Raw genomic sequence first — 17,758 nt, forward strand, 5'->3', positions numbered from 1 at the left:
GGTTGCCATGGCTGCCTCAAGGGGTTAACGGGTGCGGCGAAAACCGCACCATCTGGACAGCAGGAACTGGACTATGGGCAAGGTAACAGGCTTTCTCGAAATCGACCGGCAGGTGCACAAGTACCAGCCGGCCTCCGACCGCATCCGGCATTTCCGCGAGTTCACGCTGCCGATGTCTGACAAGGAGGTCGAGAAACAGGCCGCGCGCTGCATGGATTGCGGCATTCCGTTCTGCCATGGGCCGACCGGCTGCCCGATCCACAACCAAATTCCGGACTGGAATGACCTCGTCTACAATGGCGACTGGGACAACGCGATCCGCAACCTGCATTCGACCAACAATTTCCCGGAATTCACCGGCCGCATCTGCCCCGCGCCCTGCGAGGAAGCCTGCACGCTGAACCTCGAGGACATTCCCGTCGCCATCAAGACGGTCGAGCAGGCGATCGCCGACAAGGCCTATGAAACCGGCCATATCAGGCCCTACCCGCCGGAGAAGAAGACTGGCAAGCGCGTCGCCGTCATCGGTTCCGGTCCGGCCGGTATGGCGGCTGCCCAGCAGCTTGGCCGCGCCGGCCACGATGTCCATGTCTACGAGCGCGAAAGCCGGCCGGGCGGGCTGATGCGCTACGGCATTCCCGACTTCAAGATCGAGAAGCACTACATAGACCGGCGCATCGAGCAGATGCAGGGCGAGGGCGTGACCTTCCATTGCGGCGTCAATGTCGGCGTCGACAAGCCGGTTGCCGAGCTGCTCGCCGAACATGATGCCGTGCTCTATTGCGGCGGTTCCGAAACGCCGCGCGCGGCCGGCATTCCCGGCGACGATCTCGGCGGCGTGCATGACGCGATGCCCTATCTGGTGCAGCAGAACAGGCGGGTCGGCGGCGAGCCGATCCAGTCGGTGGCGTGGCCGTCGCATCCGATCATCGCCGGCGGCCAGCATGTGGTCGTCGTCGGCGGCGGCGATACCGCGTCCGACTGTGTCGGCACGGCCTTCCGCCAGGGTGCGGTGCGTGTCACCCAGCTCGACATCCGCCCGCAGCCGCCGGAGAAGGAAGACAAGCTTTCGGTCTGGCCTTACTGGGCGACCAAGATGCGCACCTCGTCCTCGCAGGCCGAAGGCGCGGAGCGCGAATTCCAGGTGGCGACGCTCGAATTCATCGGCGAGGAAGGCCAGCTGACCGGCGTCAAGTGCTGCGAGGTCGACGACAAGCGCAAGCCGATCGCCGGTACCGAATTCGTCATTCGTGCCGATCTCGCTTTCATCGCCATCGGCTTTGCCGGGCCGGCCGCGGCCGGGGTGGCGACGGAGCTGGACGGGCAGATGAAGATCGCCACCGACAGCCGCCGCTCGCGCAATGTCGAGGCCAATGACCGCGACTACAGGACCAGCGTCGACAGGCTTTATGCGGCTGGCGACGTGCGTCGCGGCCAGTCGCTGGTCGTGTGGGCGATCCGCGAGGGCCGCCAGGCGGCACGCTCGATCGATGAGGCGTTGATGGGGTCGAGCGTTCTCCCGCGTTGAGCGTCTTTAGCGATTGATCGCGGTCGTGGTGTCGGTCGCGGCCGCGGCCTTCGGCGGCCATGAGAAATCGTCGGCGCGGCCGGGCGATGCAATCGGTGCCTTGCCCTCGACCACAAGCTTTTCACCGGGCAGGTCCGGACTTGCCTTCGCCGGCGGGGCCGCGCCAAGCAACTCTGAGCCGCCGTCGAGTGCCGGATCGCTGAGCAGCATCGGCGCGGTGCGGTCGATGACGATGGGTGCCGCGGCCGGCGCCGGCGCCTCGACAGGGGCGCCAGCCGGAGCGGACGGTGTAACCACGCTTCCCGGTGCGGTCAGGCCGAGGATCTTCAGCAACGGTTTTTCGGTATAGAAGGCGAGCTTGCGCTTGCCCGCCCTCGAGACGTTGATGCCGTCATCGGCGCGCAGCCGCACCGGCTGGCCGTTGATGTCGGGGCCGTTGGTGACGAAAGCACCGTTCTCATCGACGAAGCCGTCCCAGACGTCGACGAATTCACCGCCATGGCTTTCAGCGGCCTGATGATAGATGTCGTTGAAGGCCAGCATGTCGGAGGTCATCTTCGGCACCCGGAACGCCGGCATGCCAACCCATAGGAAGGGTACCTTTGCCTCGGCGATAGCTTTGCCGAACGCCTCGGTCCGGCGCTCATATTCCTTGGTCCAGGTTTCAGAGCGGGGCTGCTCGCGCACGTCACCCACCTTCATCTGCTGGCGGTCGTTGGAACCCAGCATGACGATCACTGCGGCGGGGTTTTCGGTCTCGATCAGCGATTTGATCTGTTCGGGCCAATTGTAGAAATCATCGCGTACGAAGCCGGACGAGCCATTGCTGCGAACGACGATCCTGACGCCGGTATTCTCGGCAAAGGCGGTGTCAAGGCCTTCGGCGAGGCCGGCCGCCATGAAGTCGCCGACCACCAGGACGGTGCGGGCGTCCGGTGCCTTGTCGACCACCGGGATTTCCGGTTCCGCGGGCGGGCGAGGGGCGCGGGGTTTTTTTGCCTTGGGCCTGGGCCTTGCCTTCTGGATGTCCTGCGGTGGCTCGATGCGCTCGCTGCGGCGCGGAAACAGAAGATCGCGCAACGACCAGCCGCGGTTTTGCTGCTCCTGTGCCAAGGCCGGCGCATGAAAGGCGCCAGCCACGCCGACGGCGAGCACGATCACGGCCAGAATGAGCACCGGCATGCGACGAACAAGCCCTGCGATGCGCGCAGCCGAAGCCAATCGTTTCCTCCATCCCATGGCGTGGTCCTGCCGAAAAACCGCATCGATCTCTCGGCAAATTCCGCGCCAACCAGATTGCTACAGCGTCCTTTGTGCGGCCGAAAGGCCGCGCGGCACCGCAGGTGGCTCTATTTCTGCCGGAGCCACTTCAGCACTTCCATGCTCGGGTAACCGTCCTGGGTCAAGCCGGCCTTGGCCTGGAAGGCCAAGATGGCTGATTTCGAGCCGTCGCCTATCTTGCCGTCGAACTTGCCGTCATAAAGGCCATGTTGGGAAAGCCGCTGCTGCAGCTCCTGCCTTTCCTCGAAAGTGAGCTTGGTGAAAGGCCGCTTCCAGTCCTGCACGAGACCGCTGGAGCCGGCGATTTCGTCGGCAAGAAGGCCGACGGCAAGCGCATATTTGTCGGCGTTGTTGTAGGCCTTGATGACCGTGAAATTCTTGATCATCAGAAAGGCCGGCCCGCTGCGGCCATCCGGCACCTTCAAAGTCGCTTTGTCGGAGCCGTTCTTGAACGGCTTGCCGTTGGCCCTGACGACGCCAAGCGCCTGCCACTGCGACAGCGTCTTGGAACCGCCAGGAAGTTTGCCGGCCGGCAGGGCGACCTCATAGCCCCAGGTCTTGCCGGCCTGCCAGCCATTCTTCTTCAACAAATTGGCCGATGTCGCCAGCGCATCGGGGATCGAATTCCAGATGTCGCGCTTGCCATTGCCATCCATGTCGACGGCATAGTGCAGATAGCTGGTCGGGATGAACTGGGTGTGGCCCATGGCGCCGGCCCAGGATCCGCTCAGATGGCTTTCATCGATGTCGCCTGTCTGCAGGATCTTCAGCGCGGCGACCAGCTGGGTGCGGGCGAATTTCGCCCGCTTCGGATCGGCATAGGCCAAGGTCGCCAGCGAGCGCACTACATTGCGCATGATGTCGTCGCGCTTGAGGATCTCACCATAATTCGACTCCATCGACCAGATGGCCAGCAGGATGTAGCGGTTGACGCCGAACCTGGCCTCGATCCGATCCAGCCACGGCTTCCATTTCCTGGCCATCTGCTGGCCGACGGCGACCGACTGGTCATGGACGCGGTTGTCGAAATAGTCCCAGGCAGGGGCCGTGAATTCAGGCTGCGTACGCGCCTTTTCCAGCACCACCGGATCGATATCCCTGATGTTCCTGAAGGCCTGGTCGTAGAGGGCGCCGGAAACGCCGCTCTGCACGGCGGTGGCGCGGAAGCCGGCGACCCACTGCCGGAAACCAGCATCGGCGAAAGCGGGGCCAGGCATCAGCAGAGCGAGCGATAGGCCGGCTGCCGCTATGACGCTGGTAAAACGTTTTGCGGCACTGCGAACGGACATCTTTTCCTCCTTCTCTGTCTCAGGAAAGACCATTCATCGCCGAACCAGGTTAGGAATTAGTTTACCATAGGTGCCACCGGGAACGAAAAGACGCTTCGAAGCTTTACCGGTGGACATTCCCCTCAGTCGCCCAGTAGTCCCCAATTCCGGCGTGAAAATGTCTTGAAACGGGGATTGCGGAGCTGGCCCTCAAACGGATAATTGAAAGCATGAAGAGAGTTCGCAAGGCAGTCTTCCCGGTCGCCGGTCTCGGCACACGGTTTCTCCCGGCCACCAAGGCTGTCCCCAAGGAAATGCTGACCGTCGTCGACCGGCCGGTGATCCAGTATGTGGTGGATGAGGCGCGCGAGGCCGGCATCGAGCATTTCATCTTCGTCACCGGCCGCAACAAGGCCGTCATCGAGGACCATTTCGACATCCAGTTCGAACTCTATGACACGCTGGCCCAGCGCGGCAAGGACGACCAGCTCGCCCGCCTGCAACGGCTGCAGCCGGCGCCGGGGCAGACCAGTTTCACACGCCAGCAGGTACCGATGGGACTTGGCCACGCCGTCTGGTGCGCCCGCGAGCTCGTCGGCGACGAGCCCTTCGCGCTTTTGTTGCCCGACATGATCATGCAGTCGGAGAAGAGCTGCACTAAGGCAATGGTCGAGCTCTACGAGGAGACCGGCAACAACATCATCGCGGTGCAGGAATGCGATCCCGCCGAAACCCACAAATACGGCATCGTCGGCCGCGGCGAGGACACGCATCACGGTTTCCGCATTACCGAGATGGTGGAAAAGCCGAAGGCCGGCACCGCGCCGTCCAATCTCTACATCAACGGCCGCTACATCCTGCAGCCGGAGATTTTCAAGATCCTCGAAGGCCAGGAAAAGGGCGCCGGCAACGAGATCCAGCTCACCGATGCCATGCTGAAGCTGGAAAAGCAGCAGCCCTTTTACGGCTATCACTATCAGGGCCGCACGTTCGACTGCGGATCGCCGGAAGGTTTTGTCGAGGCCAATGTCGCCTTCGCGCTGTGGCGCAGCGACATGAACGAGAACATGGCTGGCGTCATCCGCACGCTTCTCGACGAGCTGAAGCCTTCTGAGCGCAGGGGCGCTGCGTTTTAAAGCATTCCAGCGAGCGGCCGGATGTCGTTGGTGCGGCCGTTCAGCGCTGCACCTTCACGCCGAGGAAGATGCTGTTGGCGGTGTAGTCCCGGCCCGGCAGATTGCTGGTCAGCTTCTCGGTCCTCACTCTTGTGGTCAGGCCGGCGTAGCGGTTCAGCCACCAGGTCAGTCCGGCCTCGGCGCTCAACACCCTGTCATGGCCGTCGATGCCGATGTAATCACGCCAGTCGAGGCCCAGAGCCGCGTTGGCGGTGAGATTGGCGCGAATCTGGCGTTCGCCGGTCAGGCGACCGGAATAGAGGATGTCGCCGCTTTCGCCCGATGTGGTCGTGGGCTCGACGGTGGTCCGCCCGGTCAGGCCGATCGTGGTGCCGCGCTCGGGTGACCATTTGAGGTCGGCGTTGACGGTGGCACCCGCGATCGCATCAAGGTTTTTGTCGTCGATCGCTTCCCTGAGCCAGCCGGCCGAGAATTCGCCCGACAGCTTCTCACCCATGTCGAGTGCAAGGCCAGCGCGGGCGCCGAGCCGCGTCGACGAGCGCTCGAAGCCTTCATTGTCGATGCGTTGATCATAGGTCCGGCGGCCGACCTCGATCTCGGTGAAAGGGGTCAGGGCAGGGGAGATCTCGTAGCCGGTGCGCAACGTCGTCGTGTAGAGCGTGGAGTCCTGATCCTTCTGCGACAGCGAGGTGCCGTCCGAGAGCTTGGCGTCGCCGTAGAAGTCGTGCGAGACCGCGCCGGTCAACGTGTACTGCATCTTGCCGAGATGCTTTTCGACGGCGAGGCTGCCATCGATGGTCTGCCGCAGTGGCTGCTTGCTGACGCCCGCAATGGCGTCCGGCGATGATGCTGATTCCGGCACGGCCTCATAGCCGAGCTTGGCGATGGCGCGCAGCTCATTGTCGAGGTCGACATTGAGCTGGCCTTCGATACGCCCTTGTTCGTCGTGAACCGGGTAACCCGAGACGGTCTCGCGAAACAGGCCATAGCCGTCGATCGTGGCTGAGTTCTCGCGCCAGTCGGAGGCGGCGGAAAAGCGCAGCGCCGTCTCGGACAGCAGCGCCGACGTGCCGGCACTGCTCGAATCGCCGTTCGAGGTGGCGGTCAGGCCCTGTTCGATGGTTGGCCGGATGACGAAGGAGCCCCATTTCACGCCGGTGGCGGCAAATGGATCATCCTCCGGCTTCTTTTTCTGGCCTTCGATGGCGTCCGTGCGCTCTGCACCTGGGTCGAGCTTCTGCTTGTCGGCACTGTCGATGGTGAGGGCGCGGCGGTTGGCCGTGTCCTCGTCTGTCTCTTCACCATCGGTAGCATTCGTCGTGGCGGCGGTCGTGGAAGCGGTGATGTCGGAGGTGTCGGCCGTCGATTTCTTCTTCTTTTTCGACTTGTCGGCTGCCTTGTCCTTGGCCTGGTCAGCCGCATTCTGCCTGGCGGTCGATGAGCGGCGGCGAGGCTTGGGGGGCGCCGCTGTGTCGGCGGACGTGTCGTCAGTGGCTGCCGGCGGGTCGAAGAGGCTGCCAGTCGCGGTGGCATCGCCAGTGTCGGCGTCGTCAGGCACGGCACCGGCGCTGGCCGGCAGGTAGGTGCGGGCAGGCGCATTGTCGTCCTGCGCGGCGTTGGCCGGCTGTTGACCCTGCGCTGCCAGGGCCAGCTGTCTCGCCTTGCGCTGCTGGTCGGACAGGATCGCCGATTCCGAAACTTCGCCGCGCAGTTCGGTTTCCTGGGCATGGAGCGCCGTTGGGCGCAGCAAGGCAAACATGCTGGTTGCCAGCAGCAAGGCGCAGACCGCCTTGCCCCCACGTCCTGTCGAATTTTCTGGCTGGACCCCGAACATCGCCACCACTGCTTGCGCGGCGCACGCGCGCCATACTTACCGAACCGTAAATGGGGATGGTTAACGGAGGGTTGAGGCAGCGGCCCGTCAGCCGCCTGAAGCGCTGATTTCCAAAGGGATTCATACCGCGTGCGTTAAGCTTTTTGTTTTCGCGCCTGCCGTTGTCTGAAACCACCGCACCCGTTCGAGCAACATGCCTGGGGCCATTTCTGTTGGACAGCGCGCCGGCAAAGCGCTAATCGCATCAGCCATGCATGCGGGATCCCTGGATAAGAAGCCTTCGGACAGGCAAGCCTCGATCGCTTCGGCGCTGAGGACGGTGGCAACCGAACAGGCTGGGGTTGCAGCCCTTGCCGAGGCCTTGGAGAACGGATTGGCCGCGCCTTTCGCGCAGGCGGTCGCGACGATCTCTCGGATTGAAGGCCGGCTCATCGTCACCGGTGTCGGCAAAAGCGGCCATATCGGTTCGAAGATCGCGGCGACGCTGGCCTCGACCGGCACGCCGGCTTTCTTTGTCCATCCCGCCGAAGCCAACCACGGCGATCTCGGTATGATCGCCAGGGATGACGCCATCATCGCCATGTCGTGGTCGGGCGAAAGCAAGGAACTGATGGGCATCGTCGCCTATTCCAGGCGCTTTTCCATTCCGCTGATCGCCATCACCGCCGGAGAGACATCGGCGCTGGCACGGGCGGCGGACGTGGTGCTGCTTTTGCCGCGCGCTCCGGAGGCCTGTCCGCACGGCCTGGCGCCAACGACATCGACGCTGCTGCAACTGGTGATGGGCGACGCACTGGCGATCGCGCTGCTCGAAGCACGCGGCTTCACGCCGGACCATTTCCGCACCTTTCACCCGGGAGGCCAACTCGGCGCCAACCTGACGCAGATCCGCGAAATCATGCATGTCGGCGACAGGCTGCCGCTGGTGGTTGCGGGCACCGGCATGCAGGACGCGATCCTGGAACTGTCGCGCAAAGGATTTGGCTGCGTCGCGATCACCGACGCCGACGGTGCGCTGGTCGGCATCATAACCGATGGCGACATCCGCCGTCACATCGGCAGCAATCTGCTGGCGATGACGGTGGATCAGGTGATGACAAGAGGACCGAAGACGGCCGCGCCGGACACGCTGGTGGCAACGGCGCTGCAGACGATCAACAATTCAGCCATCACCAGCCTTATGGTGGTGGAGGGCCGGAAACCAGTCGGCCTCATCCACCTGCACGACCTGTTGCGTATCGGAGCGGCCTAAGGTGTGCTGATCTCCGGGTGATGCCGGCCTGACCTGAATCTGCGCGCTCGTTCAGACCGCCTCGACGGTCAGTTCCAGATCCGTATCGGCTGCACCCGTCACGCGCACTTGCGTGCCGGCCGGCAAATCCGGCCCGGAGACGCGCCACAGCGTATCGCCCAGCTTGATGCGGCCGCGTCCATCCCGGATCGGTTCGGCAAGTGTCGCCATCCTGCCGACCATTTGCGCGCCGCGCCGGTTGAGCAGCGGCTGGTCGGTCGGGTCATTGCGGCTGCCGACCAGCTTCTTGCCGACATAGGCCGAGACCAGCGACAGCGCCAGGAAGGCGAGGACCTGGACCTGCCAGGTCCAGAAGCCGGCGTCCCAGATCAGCAGCGACACAGCGCCGATGATCAGCGCGGCGATGCCGATCCACAGCATGAAGATACCTGGTGCGATGATTTCCATCACCAGCAGGACGAAGCCGAGAACCATCCAGTTCCACGGGCCGAGTTCGGAAACGATGCGGTCGATCATTGGTTTCGACCTCAGTTGTCGGTTGGGCGAACGACCGGCGGGCGCGCGGCCTGCCTTTGCGAGCCGGTCGTGCCTTCGCTGCGGAAGACTTCCTTGGCGATCTCGCCGATGCCGCCGAGCGAGCCGATCAGAGACGACGCCTCGAAGGGCATCAGCACGATTTTGCTGTTGGTGGCCGTGCCGATCCTGCCAAGCGCTTCAGTGTATTTCAGCGCCACGAAGTAGTTCAGCGCCTGCACATCGCCTTTGGAGATCGCTTCCGACACCACCTGGGTGGCGCGGGCTTCCGCCTCTGCCGAACGTTCGCGCGCCTCGGCATCGCGGAAGGCGGCTTCCTTGCGGCCCTCGGCCTCGAGGATCTGCGACTGCTTGAGGCCTTCGGCGGCAAGGATCTGCGCGCGCTTGTTGCGTTCCGCGGTCATCTGCCGGCCCATCGATTCGATAAGGTTGGCCGGCGGGTTGATGTCCTTGATTTCGACGCGGGTGATCTTGATGCCCCACGGGTGGGCTGCTTCATCGACGACGCGCAGCAGGCGCTCGTTGATGGCGTCGCGGTTCGACAGGAGTTCATCGAGGTCCATCGAACCCATGACGGTACGGATGTTGGTCATCGTCAAATTGAGGATGGCGTTCTGCAGGCCGGATACCTGGTAGGCGGCCTGCGCCGCGTTGAGGATCTGGAAAAAGGCGATGCCGTCGACACCGACGATGGCGTTGTCGCGGGTGATGATTTCCTGGCTCGGAACGTCAAGCACCTGCTCCATCATGTTCATCTTGGCGCCGATGCGGTCGATGAACGGGTAAATGAAATTGAGACCCGGGCTCAGTGTCTTGGTGTAACGGCCAAAGCGCTCCACCGTATAGTTGTAGCCTTGCGGGATTGTCCTGATGCCCTTGATCAGCAGCACCAATACCAGAAGGGCAAGTGCACCAACCGCAATATCGAAACCACTGAAATCCATTTGGCTCTCCCTCAGACGAAGGCCGCTCAAGCCATTCTCGCGCAGCCGACTTCACCAAAGACTTAAGTGTGTTTCAGATGCGTTACAATCAGGTGATGATGGGATTGTTTATAGGTTTGCACTCAGCGGTTGAAGGCAAACAACCTTGCATCCGTGTCATCCAGCCCGTTGATCGAAGCCGGGACAATCTCGGAAGCGATCTGCGAGAAGGTGATGCCATTGCCGCCGTAGCCCATCACCGCATGGATGCGAGGGTGGCGAGGAATGGCGCCGATATAGGGTAGGCCGGTGGTCGTGGTGCCGAAAGAACCGGCCCAGGCGAATTCAGGCCTGGTGTCGAGATGCGGAAATACCAGGCCGAGCTTCTCGGCGATGCGCGTGCTCTTGTCGGCGATCAGCTCGTCGCGCCGCGCTTCGTCGACAAAATCCTCGTCCTCGCCGCCGCAAATGACCCGGCCGTCGATCGTCGTGCGCATATACAGATACGGCTCCGACGCTTCCCAGATGAACGCTGCGTCCGGCCAAAGCTTTCGCAGTTGCGGGCGTGTCGCAATCGCCCATGTCGAGATGATCCGGTGGGCCGTCGCGGGCACGATGTCGACAAGTTCGTAGCCGGTGGCCAGAACAACATGTCGTGCGGTGATGGTAGGCCCATCCCTGGTCGCGACGACCGCTTCGTCGGCGCTGTCCTCGATCGTTGTGGCTTCGACGGGGGCGTAGAAGCGTGCCTTGCGCTCCAGGGATTTCAGCAGCAGCCCGGCCGTCAGCTTGCGTGGGTCGAGTGCGATATTGCCATGGCTGAGGATGGCGCCACCGCGATCAATGCCGAATGTCTCCGCCAGCGGCGCCGGCGTGAGATAGGTCGCGCCGATGCCGGCTAGCCGACGTGCCTCGGCCTCGTCGCGCAGTTCCGACGGACCAAGCATCGTGCCGGCCAGATAGAGCGACGGCGTCCGGCTCAGGCCACAATTGATACCGAGTTCGGCGATGCGGGCGGCGAGATTGGAGACGGCGAGCTGCGAGCGTCGCCAGGCCTGCCGCGCCGAGGCCCCGCCGACCATCTTCGAGAGCGTGGAGAGAGGCTGGTCTATTTCGAATGCCACCAGTGCGGTGGTTGCGGCCGTCGAGCCCTTCAGCGGGCCGCGCCGGTCGATGCAGATCACCTGATGGCCGTCGGCCGTCAGCGCCTCGGCCATCATGGCGCCGCTGATGCCCATGCCGACGACCAGCACATCTGTCTTGACGTCCCGGATCAGGCCGTCCGTCGGCACCGCAGGCGCCCGATAGGCTGACCAGACGGGCCGGCCACTACTGAGGTCGAGTTTGCGGGACATCGAATTCTCCGGAGGGCGCGGCTTAACGCCCCGGAGCTTGTGTTGTTCCGGTGTTAAAGCGGCGAGCCGCTCTAGCTCTCTGGTTGACGAAATTCCGGACGGAAAACCGTTTCCACACTTTTCCTGGAATTTCTCCTAGACCCAGCCGGACAGTTCGCGCCGCACCATCGCCTCGATCACCGCCATGCCCTCGGCGCTGTCGTTGAGGCAAGGGATATGGGCGAAATTCCTGCCCCCGGCATGATGGAAGGTCTCGGCCGCCTCGCGGCCGATCTCATCCAGCGTCTCGATGCAGTCGACGGAAAAGCCGGGATTGACGATGGCGATCGACTTCACGCCGTCCTGCGCGAGTTTCTCGACCATCTTGTCGGTATAGGGCTGCAGCCATTCCTGCGCGCCGAAGCGCGACTGGAAGGTGATGATCAGTTTCTTGTCATCCCAGCCGAGCCGTTCACGCAACAGCCGCGTCGTCTTCTGGCAATGGCAATGATAGGGATCGCCCTTCTCGAAATAGGGCTTTGGAATGCCGTGATAGGAGGTGATGACCACCTCCGGCTCGAAGTCCAACGTCGTCAGATGCCGTTCGATCGAACGCGCCAGCGCCTCGATATAGACCGGCTCGTCATAGTAGGGCGGCACGCTGCGGATGGCCGGTGCGCGGCGCATCTTCATCAGCGCGCGAAACAGTTGGTCATTGGCGGTTGCCGTGGTCGTCGCTGAATATTGCGGATAGAGCGGGAAGGAAAGAATGCGGTCGCAGCCCTGGTCGACCAGACGCTGGGCAATGCTGGCGGTTGAAGGGTTGCCATAGCGCATCGCCCAGTCGACGACGACATCAGGCAGGTCGCGCAGCGCTTCGGCCAGCTTTTCGGCCTGTGCGCGGGTGTAGGTGCGCAAGGGCGACTCGTTCTTTTCCCGGTTCCAGATACGGGCGTAGTTGGCGCCCGACTTCTTGGGCCGCGTGGTGAGCACAAGGCCATAGAGGATCGGATACCAGATCGCCCTGTTGAGCTCGATGACACGCGGATCGGACAGGAATTCACGGAGATACCGCCACATCGGCTTGAAATCGGTGCCATCGGGCGTGCCGAGATTGACCAGCATGACGCCGATCTTGCCAGCCTTGACCGGCGGATGCCCAGCGGGCAACGGGCCGAGCGCCTTTGCGGCCTTGGGTTCGGCAGGAGTGGAAAGCGTCATAAAGGTTCTCCGGGAGACGCGAACCTAACCATCTTGCGCGCGCATTCAATGCAGCGTCTGGCCGCACCTTTAGCCCGAAAACAGGACGTCCGTCCGGTTTTCGGGCGGGCGGTGTCATTCGGGCATGTAAGCGAGGCTATTTCGGCGGGATGGTCAGCGTTGCGCCGACAGGAAGCCGGCGCGGCTCATAGCCCTTGTTGGCGCCCGAAATGACCTTCCACTTGGCGCCGTCGCCATAGGCCTTCTTGGCCAGATCCCAATAGGTATCGCCGGCAACGATGACATGGCTGACTTCGGCCGGCGCGGCCTCAGCAGGCTTTGCCGGCTCGGCCGGTGCCGCCGCGGCTGGCGGCGCTGGCGGGGGAGGTGCTCCTTCCGTCGATATGGCCGGTGGTGTGTTGGCGATATCGCCCGAGTTGGCCGGCAATTCAGGCATCGCAGGTGCCGCTTCGGCAGGCTTGGCGGCCTCAGCCGGCGCGGGCGCCGGGGTCGCCGGCGCTGCTTCGGCTGGCTTGGCCGGCTCGGTTGCCGGGGCCGCGGGCGCTGCGGCGACGGTCGCCGCGATCTCGGTGATGCGGCCGTCGAGCTTCGGCGTGTAGGGCCGGTGGGCGCCGAGATAGTCGGCAACCACCTGTTCGAGGCCCGGACCGTAGTCGTAGGGGTTCTTGGCCTTGTCGGCGAAGACCTTGTAGCCGTCGCCGCCCTGGCGGACATAGTTGTTGGTGGCGACCAGATAGTCCTTGTCCGGCGTGATCGGCGTCCAGGCGCCGCCTTCCATGACCTCCACCGATTTGACGCGGCCGGCATTTGGCGCAACGGATTTGTCGAAGGAATATTTCAGGCCGGCGACCTGCGGGAAGCGCCCGGCGCCGTCCTCGACCTGGCTGAGGCCGCCCTCGAGGCCGGCCACCAGATCCTTGCCGGAAATCTGGAAGGTCGCGAGCGTGTTCTGGAACGGCAGCACGGTCAGCACCTCGCCCATGGTGACGGTGCCCTTGTCGATCGAGGCGCGCAGGCCGCCGCCATTGGAGATGACGATCTCGACGCCCTGTCCCTTGACGCGGTCGAGGATGGCGTCGGAGACGAGGTTGCCCATCGCGCATTCGCGGGTGCGGCAGCTCTCGCGGCTGCCGTCGATGACGTCGGTGGTCTCAGCCACTTCCTTGTTCTTCAGTGCCTCGATCGGTGCGCCAAGCTCCTTGATGCGGGCGAGCACGGTCGGGTCGGGGGTGATCGACTTGTCGAGATAGATCGGGTCGCCGCTGGCCGATTTGACGACGCCATTGTCGTCGAACACCACCTTGAACTCGCCGAGATATTTCGAATAGGACGCCGCCTGCACGACCGGCACCTTGTAGCCGTCCGGATTGTCGACCATCGTCGGGTAGGGACCTTCCGCCTTGGGGTCGGTGTTCGATAGCAGCGAATGGCTGTGGCCGCCGACAACGACGTCGATGCCCGGGATCTTGGCAATGACGTCGCGCTCGCGCCTGTAGCCGATATGGGTCACGGCGATGATCTTGTTGACGCCCTCGCCCTTCAGCTTCTCGACCTCGGCGGTGATCGACTTGACGTCGTCCTCGATGGCGACGTTGGGTCCAGGGGAAGCGAGATCCGGCGTGTCGTTGGTGATCGCGCCGATGATGCCGATCTTCTGGCCGCCGACCTCGACAACCACAGACGGCTTGACGCGGTCGCCGAGCTTGGATTGCGCGTTGGCCTTCACATTGGCGCCGAGCACTGGGAACTTGATCATGTCGAGGAACGGAGCCAAGGCCACTTCGCCGTCGTCGAATTCATGGTTGCCAAGGGCCATGCCGTCGAACTTCATGTCGTTGAGGAATTCGCCTTCGACCTTGCCCTTGTAGGTCGTGTAGAACAGTGAGCCCTGGAAATTGTCGCCGGCGCTGAGCAGCAGCACGTTCTGGCCTTCCAGCTTCTTGCGCTCCTGGGCGATCGCGGTGATCAGCCGGCCCGCGCCACCGATGCACTCGCCCTTGGTTTCCTCGTCCGCCGAGCAGGTCGATTCATATTTGTTGTTGCCTTCGATGCGGCTGTGCCAGTCGTTGATATGCAGGATATTCAGCGTGTAGTCGGCAAAGGATGCGCCGGCCGACAGGCCGAGGGCTGAGGCTGACAGGGCTGCAATGGCGGCAAGCTTCTTCATCTTCGTCTCCCGGAAAGCTGATCAGAGGCCATTAGCGCTCTTGCTTGACTGGAACATAACAGCCGGCGCTTCGGCCATGTTCCCATCACGTTCCGGATGACGCAAGCGGAATCCGGGACCTTTTGCCGGCACAAAAAAGGACGGCGGCCAACCGGCCGCCGTCCTTGGAAAACGAATGGTCGTGGGTTCAGACGCGCCTTGTCAGCACGAAATTCTGACCGCTGGAGCTCGTGCAGTTGAGCTGGCTTGTCGACACCATCAGGCAGTTGAAGCTGACCGCGGTCTGGCGGATCAGCGAGGTGCCGTTGATCTGCACCGATGTTGCGCCGGTCATCGTGTAGCTGCCGTCGGCAAGCTTCTGGCCGGTGTCGGTGGCGACGGTCGTGAAGGTGCCGCCGGCGAAGGTCGACAGGCCGGTGCCCTTGGCGTCGATCCACGAGCCCTCGACGCCTTTCGGCGCCGCAGCCATCGGCGGTTCATCAGGGCCGCTGGTCGCACAGGCGGCGAGCATCGTCGCAATGGCACCCGCCACGCTCATCGAAAGAATTTTGCGCGCAATGATCATGTGAAAATCCTCTCCTCTCGCATCGGCCCGAAAATCGGAATCGATTTTCGACAGGCACGAGGCGTGCATCCAAGTTTCCAGAGCGACGTGCGTCCAGATGAATTACCTATCGCTGTGGTCCGCATCCCTTCAATCGCCCGATTTCCGGGCGATTGCAAGGCAGTGAGGCAGGTAGGCGGTGCTGCTATCGCACAAGGATGTTGCGGAACTGCCACGGGTCGTTCCGGTCGAGGTCTTCCGGGAACAGGCCGGGACGGTTATCGAGCGGCGTCCAGTCGGTGTAGTAGCCCTTGACCGGTCCGAGATACTGGGATTGCACTTCCAGGCAGCGCCTGTAGTCCATCTCGTCGGCTTCGACGATGCCGGCTTCGGGATTCTCCAGCGCCCAGACCATGCCCGAGAGCACCGCCGAGGTGACCTGCATGCCGGTGGCGTTCTGGTAGGGCGCCAGCTTGCGCGCCTCGGCGAGCGACAGCTGCGAGCCGTACCAGTAGGCATTCTTGTCATGGCCGTAGAGCAGCACGCCGAGTTCGTCGACGCCGTCGATCAACTCGTTCTCGTCGAGCACGTGATGCACCGGCTGAGGCTTGCCGGCGGCGCCGAACATCTCGTCAAGCGACAGCATCGCGTCGTTGCAGGGATGGTAGGCATAGTGGCAGGTCGGGCGGTAGTGCACCTTGCCCTTCTTCGAACGCACGGTGAAGAAATCGGCGATCGAAATCGCCTCGTTATGTGTCACCAGCAGGCCGTATTGCGCGCCGGGCGTCGGGCACCACGAGCGCACGCGCGTGTTGGCGCCCGGCTGCTCCAGATAGATGGCGGCCTTCGAGCCGTGCTTGTGCTTCTTGGCGTTCTTCGGCATCCATGTCTCGTGTGTGCCCCAGCCAAGTTCCGCGGGCTGCAGGCCCTCGGAGATGAAGCCTTCGACCGACCATGTGTTCCAGAATACATTCATCGGTTTCGGCTTCTTGGTGCGCTGGGTGTCGCGTTCGGCGATGTGGATGCCCTTGACGCCGGCTTTCTTCATCAGCTTGGCCCAGCCCTCGCGGTCGTCCTGCGCGGGCTCCGAGAACTCCAGGCCAAGATCGGTGGCGAGATTGACCAACGCCTGCTTGACGAACCACGAGACCATGCCTGGATTGGCGCCGCAGGTGGAGACCGCCGTGGCGCCGCCGGGCTTGTCGTGCTTTTCCTTGAGCAGCGACTCGCGCAGCGCGTAGTTGGTGCGGCTGGCGTTATCGGCCTTGGCGTCGAAATAGAAGCCGAGCCACGGCTCGACGACGGTGTCGATGTAGAGCACGCCGAGCTTGCGGCAGAGCCGCATCAGGTCCACGGAGCCGGTATCGACCGACAGGTTGATGCAAAAGCCCTGGCCACCGCCATTGGCCAGAAGCGGCGTCAAGAGCTTCTTGTAGTTCTTCTCGGTCACGGCTTCCTGGACGAAGGCGATGCCGCGCTCGTCGAGCAGTTTGCGGTCGGTGTCGCGCGGGTCGATGACCGTCATGCGCGACGTGTCGAACTTGAAATGGCGTTCGATCAGCGGCAGCGTTCCCCGGCCGATCGAGCCGAAGCCGATCATTACGACAGGGCCGCTGATCTCACCGTAAACGGGCCAGTTTTCATTCGCCATTTTATCGAGCACTCCTTCAAAACCCAGGAAACTGGGAAAACATGCGCAAAACCGGGAATTTTTGCCCGGCGGCCATGCGCTACATCACAGATCATTGTCACAAACCAGCGAAAAGCGCCAACCAGCGGCTACGCTGCGTTGGCCATGTGGTTAAGGACCGTCATCAGCCGATCGCGGTCTGATGTCAGGCCCTTGTAGTCGAGCTGCGCGAGGTCGAGCGCCTCGAGCTGGGCGGCGAAAGACGCCGCGAGCTTCGCCCGATCAGGGTGCCTGGCCAGCACGGCGAGCGGGTCGATATGGATGCGGATGGTGAACAGGATATCGCGTGAAACAGGCAGTTTGCGCAGGGTTTGCCGCTCGACGCGGATGAAGGCATGGGCGTCGATGTCGCCATCGGGAAAGCGCGACGGCCGGTTGGTGGCGCGGTCGATGCGCTGCAGGTCGGAGAGCGGATGGTAGAGCGCGTTGTCGGACTGGATGGACCAGTTGTAGCGCTCGACGGCCTGCCCCTGGAGGCCATCGAACATCCGGTTGATGAGTCCCGCCGGACGCGTGCCCGGGCCGAAACCCGGCACCGGCGCGTGGATGTCCTGCAGCGGCTTGCCGAATTTTTCCAGGAGCGACCAGGACGAGGGAAAGCAAAGCGAGCCGGCGACCAGCCGCCAGCCGCTGTCACTGCTGCGCATCAGGATCAGATCTTCCTGGACGAGCTGTGAGGCTTTAGCCAGCGGCGCATCGGCGAGGGAAGCAGGCAGACGGCTCGCGGCGCCCATCACCTCGACGGCTGATCCGGTGCGCCGATGGGTTCCGGGGAACCTCTCCAGGAGATGCGCGGCGAGCAAGTCCAGCACTTCCTGCTGGGCATCGCGCGTGCCGTCCTCTTCGACGAAAACACGGTCGGGGATTTCGGCATAGAGCCGGTGCTTTTCGGCGAGATACGGCAGCAAATGGCCATCGACCTCGATCCAGTCCGCCGGGTCGAGCGGCTTCAGCCCGATACTGAACAGTTTCGACGAGCCGTCATAGGGCGTGTGGGTGGGCAGCGTATGCTTTGGGGGTGTGTGAGTGGGCATAGACGTCATGTT

14 protein-coding genes are annotated in these 17,758 nt (G+C 63.2%); 3 read left to right on the plus strand and 11 right to left on the minus strand.

Features of this window, described 5'->3' with window-relative positions; all coding sequences use genetic code 11:
- The first annotated feature begins 73 nt into the window (after positions 1-73).
- A complete protein-coding gene (locus EOA16_RS20965) occupies positions 74-1,528 on the plus strand; it encodes a glutamate synthase subunit beta (protein ID WP_127259972.1) in 1,455 nt (484 codons plus the stop codon).
- A 6-nt stretch (positions 1,529-1,534) separates the two neighbouring features.
- Here EOA16_RS20965 and EOA16_RS20970 read toward each other — a convergent pair whose 3' ends face one another.
- Both EOA16_RS20970 and EOA16_RS20975 read right to left on the minus strand, forming a co-directional pair.
- The gene (locus tag EOA16_RS20970; protein ID WP_127259973.1) at positions 1,535-2,749 is read right to left on the minus strand and encodes a DUF459 domain-containing protein; all 1,215 of its coding nucleotides are present in this window, start codon (positions 2,747-2,749) and stop codon (positions 1,535-1,537) included.
- A 128-nt stretch (positions 2,750-2,877) separates the two neighbouring features.
- Entirely contained in the window at positions 2,878-4,098 is a 1,221-nt protein-coding gene (locus tag EOA16_RS20975; RefSeq protein ID WP_127259974.1) for a lytic murein transglycosylase, read from the minus strand.
- A 209-nt stretch (positions 4,099-4,307) separates the two neighbouring features.
- Here EOA16_RS20975 and galU point away from each other — a divergent pair, with 209 nt between their 5' ends.
- A complete protein-coding gene (gene galU, locus EOA16_RS20980; protein ID WP_127259975.1) occupies positions 4,308-5,213 on the plus strand; it encodes a UTP--glucose-1-phosphate uridylyltransferase GalU in 906 nt (301 codons plus the stop codon).
- Between the two features lie 40 nt (positions 5,214-5,253).
- On the opposite strand, the gene EOA16_RS20985 is transcribed toward galU, so the two are convergent.
- Entirely contained in the window at positions 5,254-7,047 is a 1,794-nt protein-coding gene (locus tag EOA16_RS20985; RefSeq protein WP_164754343.1) for an outer membrane beta-barrel protein, read from the minus strand.
- Positions 7,048-7,297: 250 nt separating this feature from the next.
- Between EOA16_RS20985 and EOA16_RS20990 the strand changes: the two genes are divergently transcribed.
- Positions 7,298-8,299, plus strand: a complete 1,002-nt coding sequence (locus EOA16_RS20990) for a KpsF/GutQ family sugar-phosphate isomerase (RefSeq protein WP_127259977.1) — start codon at positions 7,298-7,300, stop codon at positions 8,297-8,299.
- A 51-nt stretch (positions 8,300-8,350) separates the two neighbouring features.
- Here the strand turns inward: EOA16_RS20990 and EOA16_RS20995 are convergent, their stop codons facing one another.
- The 8 genes from EOA16_RS20995 to EOA16_RS21030 form a co-directional block, all read right to left on the minus strand.
- A complete protein-coding gene (locus tag EOA16_RS20995) occupies positions 8,351-8,815 on the minus strand; it encodes an NfeD family protein (RefSeq protein ID WP_023810067.1) in 465 nt (154 codons plus the stop codon).
- Between the two features lie 11 nt (positions 8,816-8,826).
- Complete coding sequence (locus EOA16_RS21000) at positions 8,827-9,777, minus strand: SPFH domain-containing protein (RefSeq protein WP_127259978.1); 951 nt, start codon at positions 9,775-9,777, stop codon at positions 8,827-8,829.
- A 122-nt stretch (positions 9,778-9,899) separates the two neighbouring features.
- Positions 9,900-11,111: an FAD-binding oxidoreductase gene (locus EOA16_RS21005; RefSeq protein WP_127259979.1), complete on the minus strand. Its 1,212-nt coding sequence runs from the start codon at positions 11,109-11,111 to the stop codon at positions 9,900-9,902.
- 135 nt (positions 11,112-11,246) lie between these two features.
- Positions 11,247-12,311: a ferrochelatase gene (gene hemH / locus EOA16_RS21010; protein ID WP_127259980.1), complete on the minus strand. Its 1,065-nt coding sequence runs from the start codon at positions 12,309-12,311 to the stop codon at positions 11,247-11,249.
- A 136-nt stretch (positions 12,312-12,447) separates the two neighbouring features.
- Positions 12,448-14,478, minus strand: coding sequence for a bifunctional UDP-sugar hydrolase/5'-nucleotidase (locus tag EOA16_RS21015; protein ID WP_127259981.1), 2,031 nt, complete (start codon positions 14,476-14,478; stop codon positions 12,448-12,450).
- A gap of 187 nt (positions 14,479-14,665) precedes the next feature.
- Positions 14,666-15,043 (minus strand): hypothetical protein, encoded by a 378-nt coding sequence (locus EOA16_RS21020; RefSeq protein WP_127259982.1) that lies wholly within the window; start codon positions 15,041-15,043, stop codon positions 14,666-14,668.
- A 184-nt stretch (positions 15,044-15,227) separates the two neighbouring features.
- On the minus strand, positions 15,228-16,673 hold the full coding sequence (locus tag EOA16_RS21025; protein WP_127259983.1) for a homospermidine synthase: 1,446 nt from the start codon (positions 16,671-16,673) through the stop codon (positions 15,228-15,230).
- A gap of 128 nt (positions 16,674-16,801) precedes the next feature.
- A complete protein-coding gene (locus EOA16_RS21030; protein WP_127259984.1) occupies positions 16,802-17,755 on the minus strand; it encodes a DUF3445 domain-containing protein in 954 nt (317 codons plus the stop codon).
- Positions 17,756-17,758: the final 3 nt, after the last annotated feature.

Origin of the sequence: Mesorhizobium sp. M7A.F.Ca.US.008.03.1.1 (assembly GCF_003997495.1) — a bacterium.
Taxonomy (GTDB): Bacteria; Pseudomonadota; Alphaproteobacteria; order Rhizobiales; family Rhizobiaceae; genus Mesorhizobium.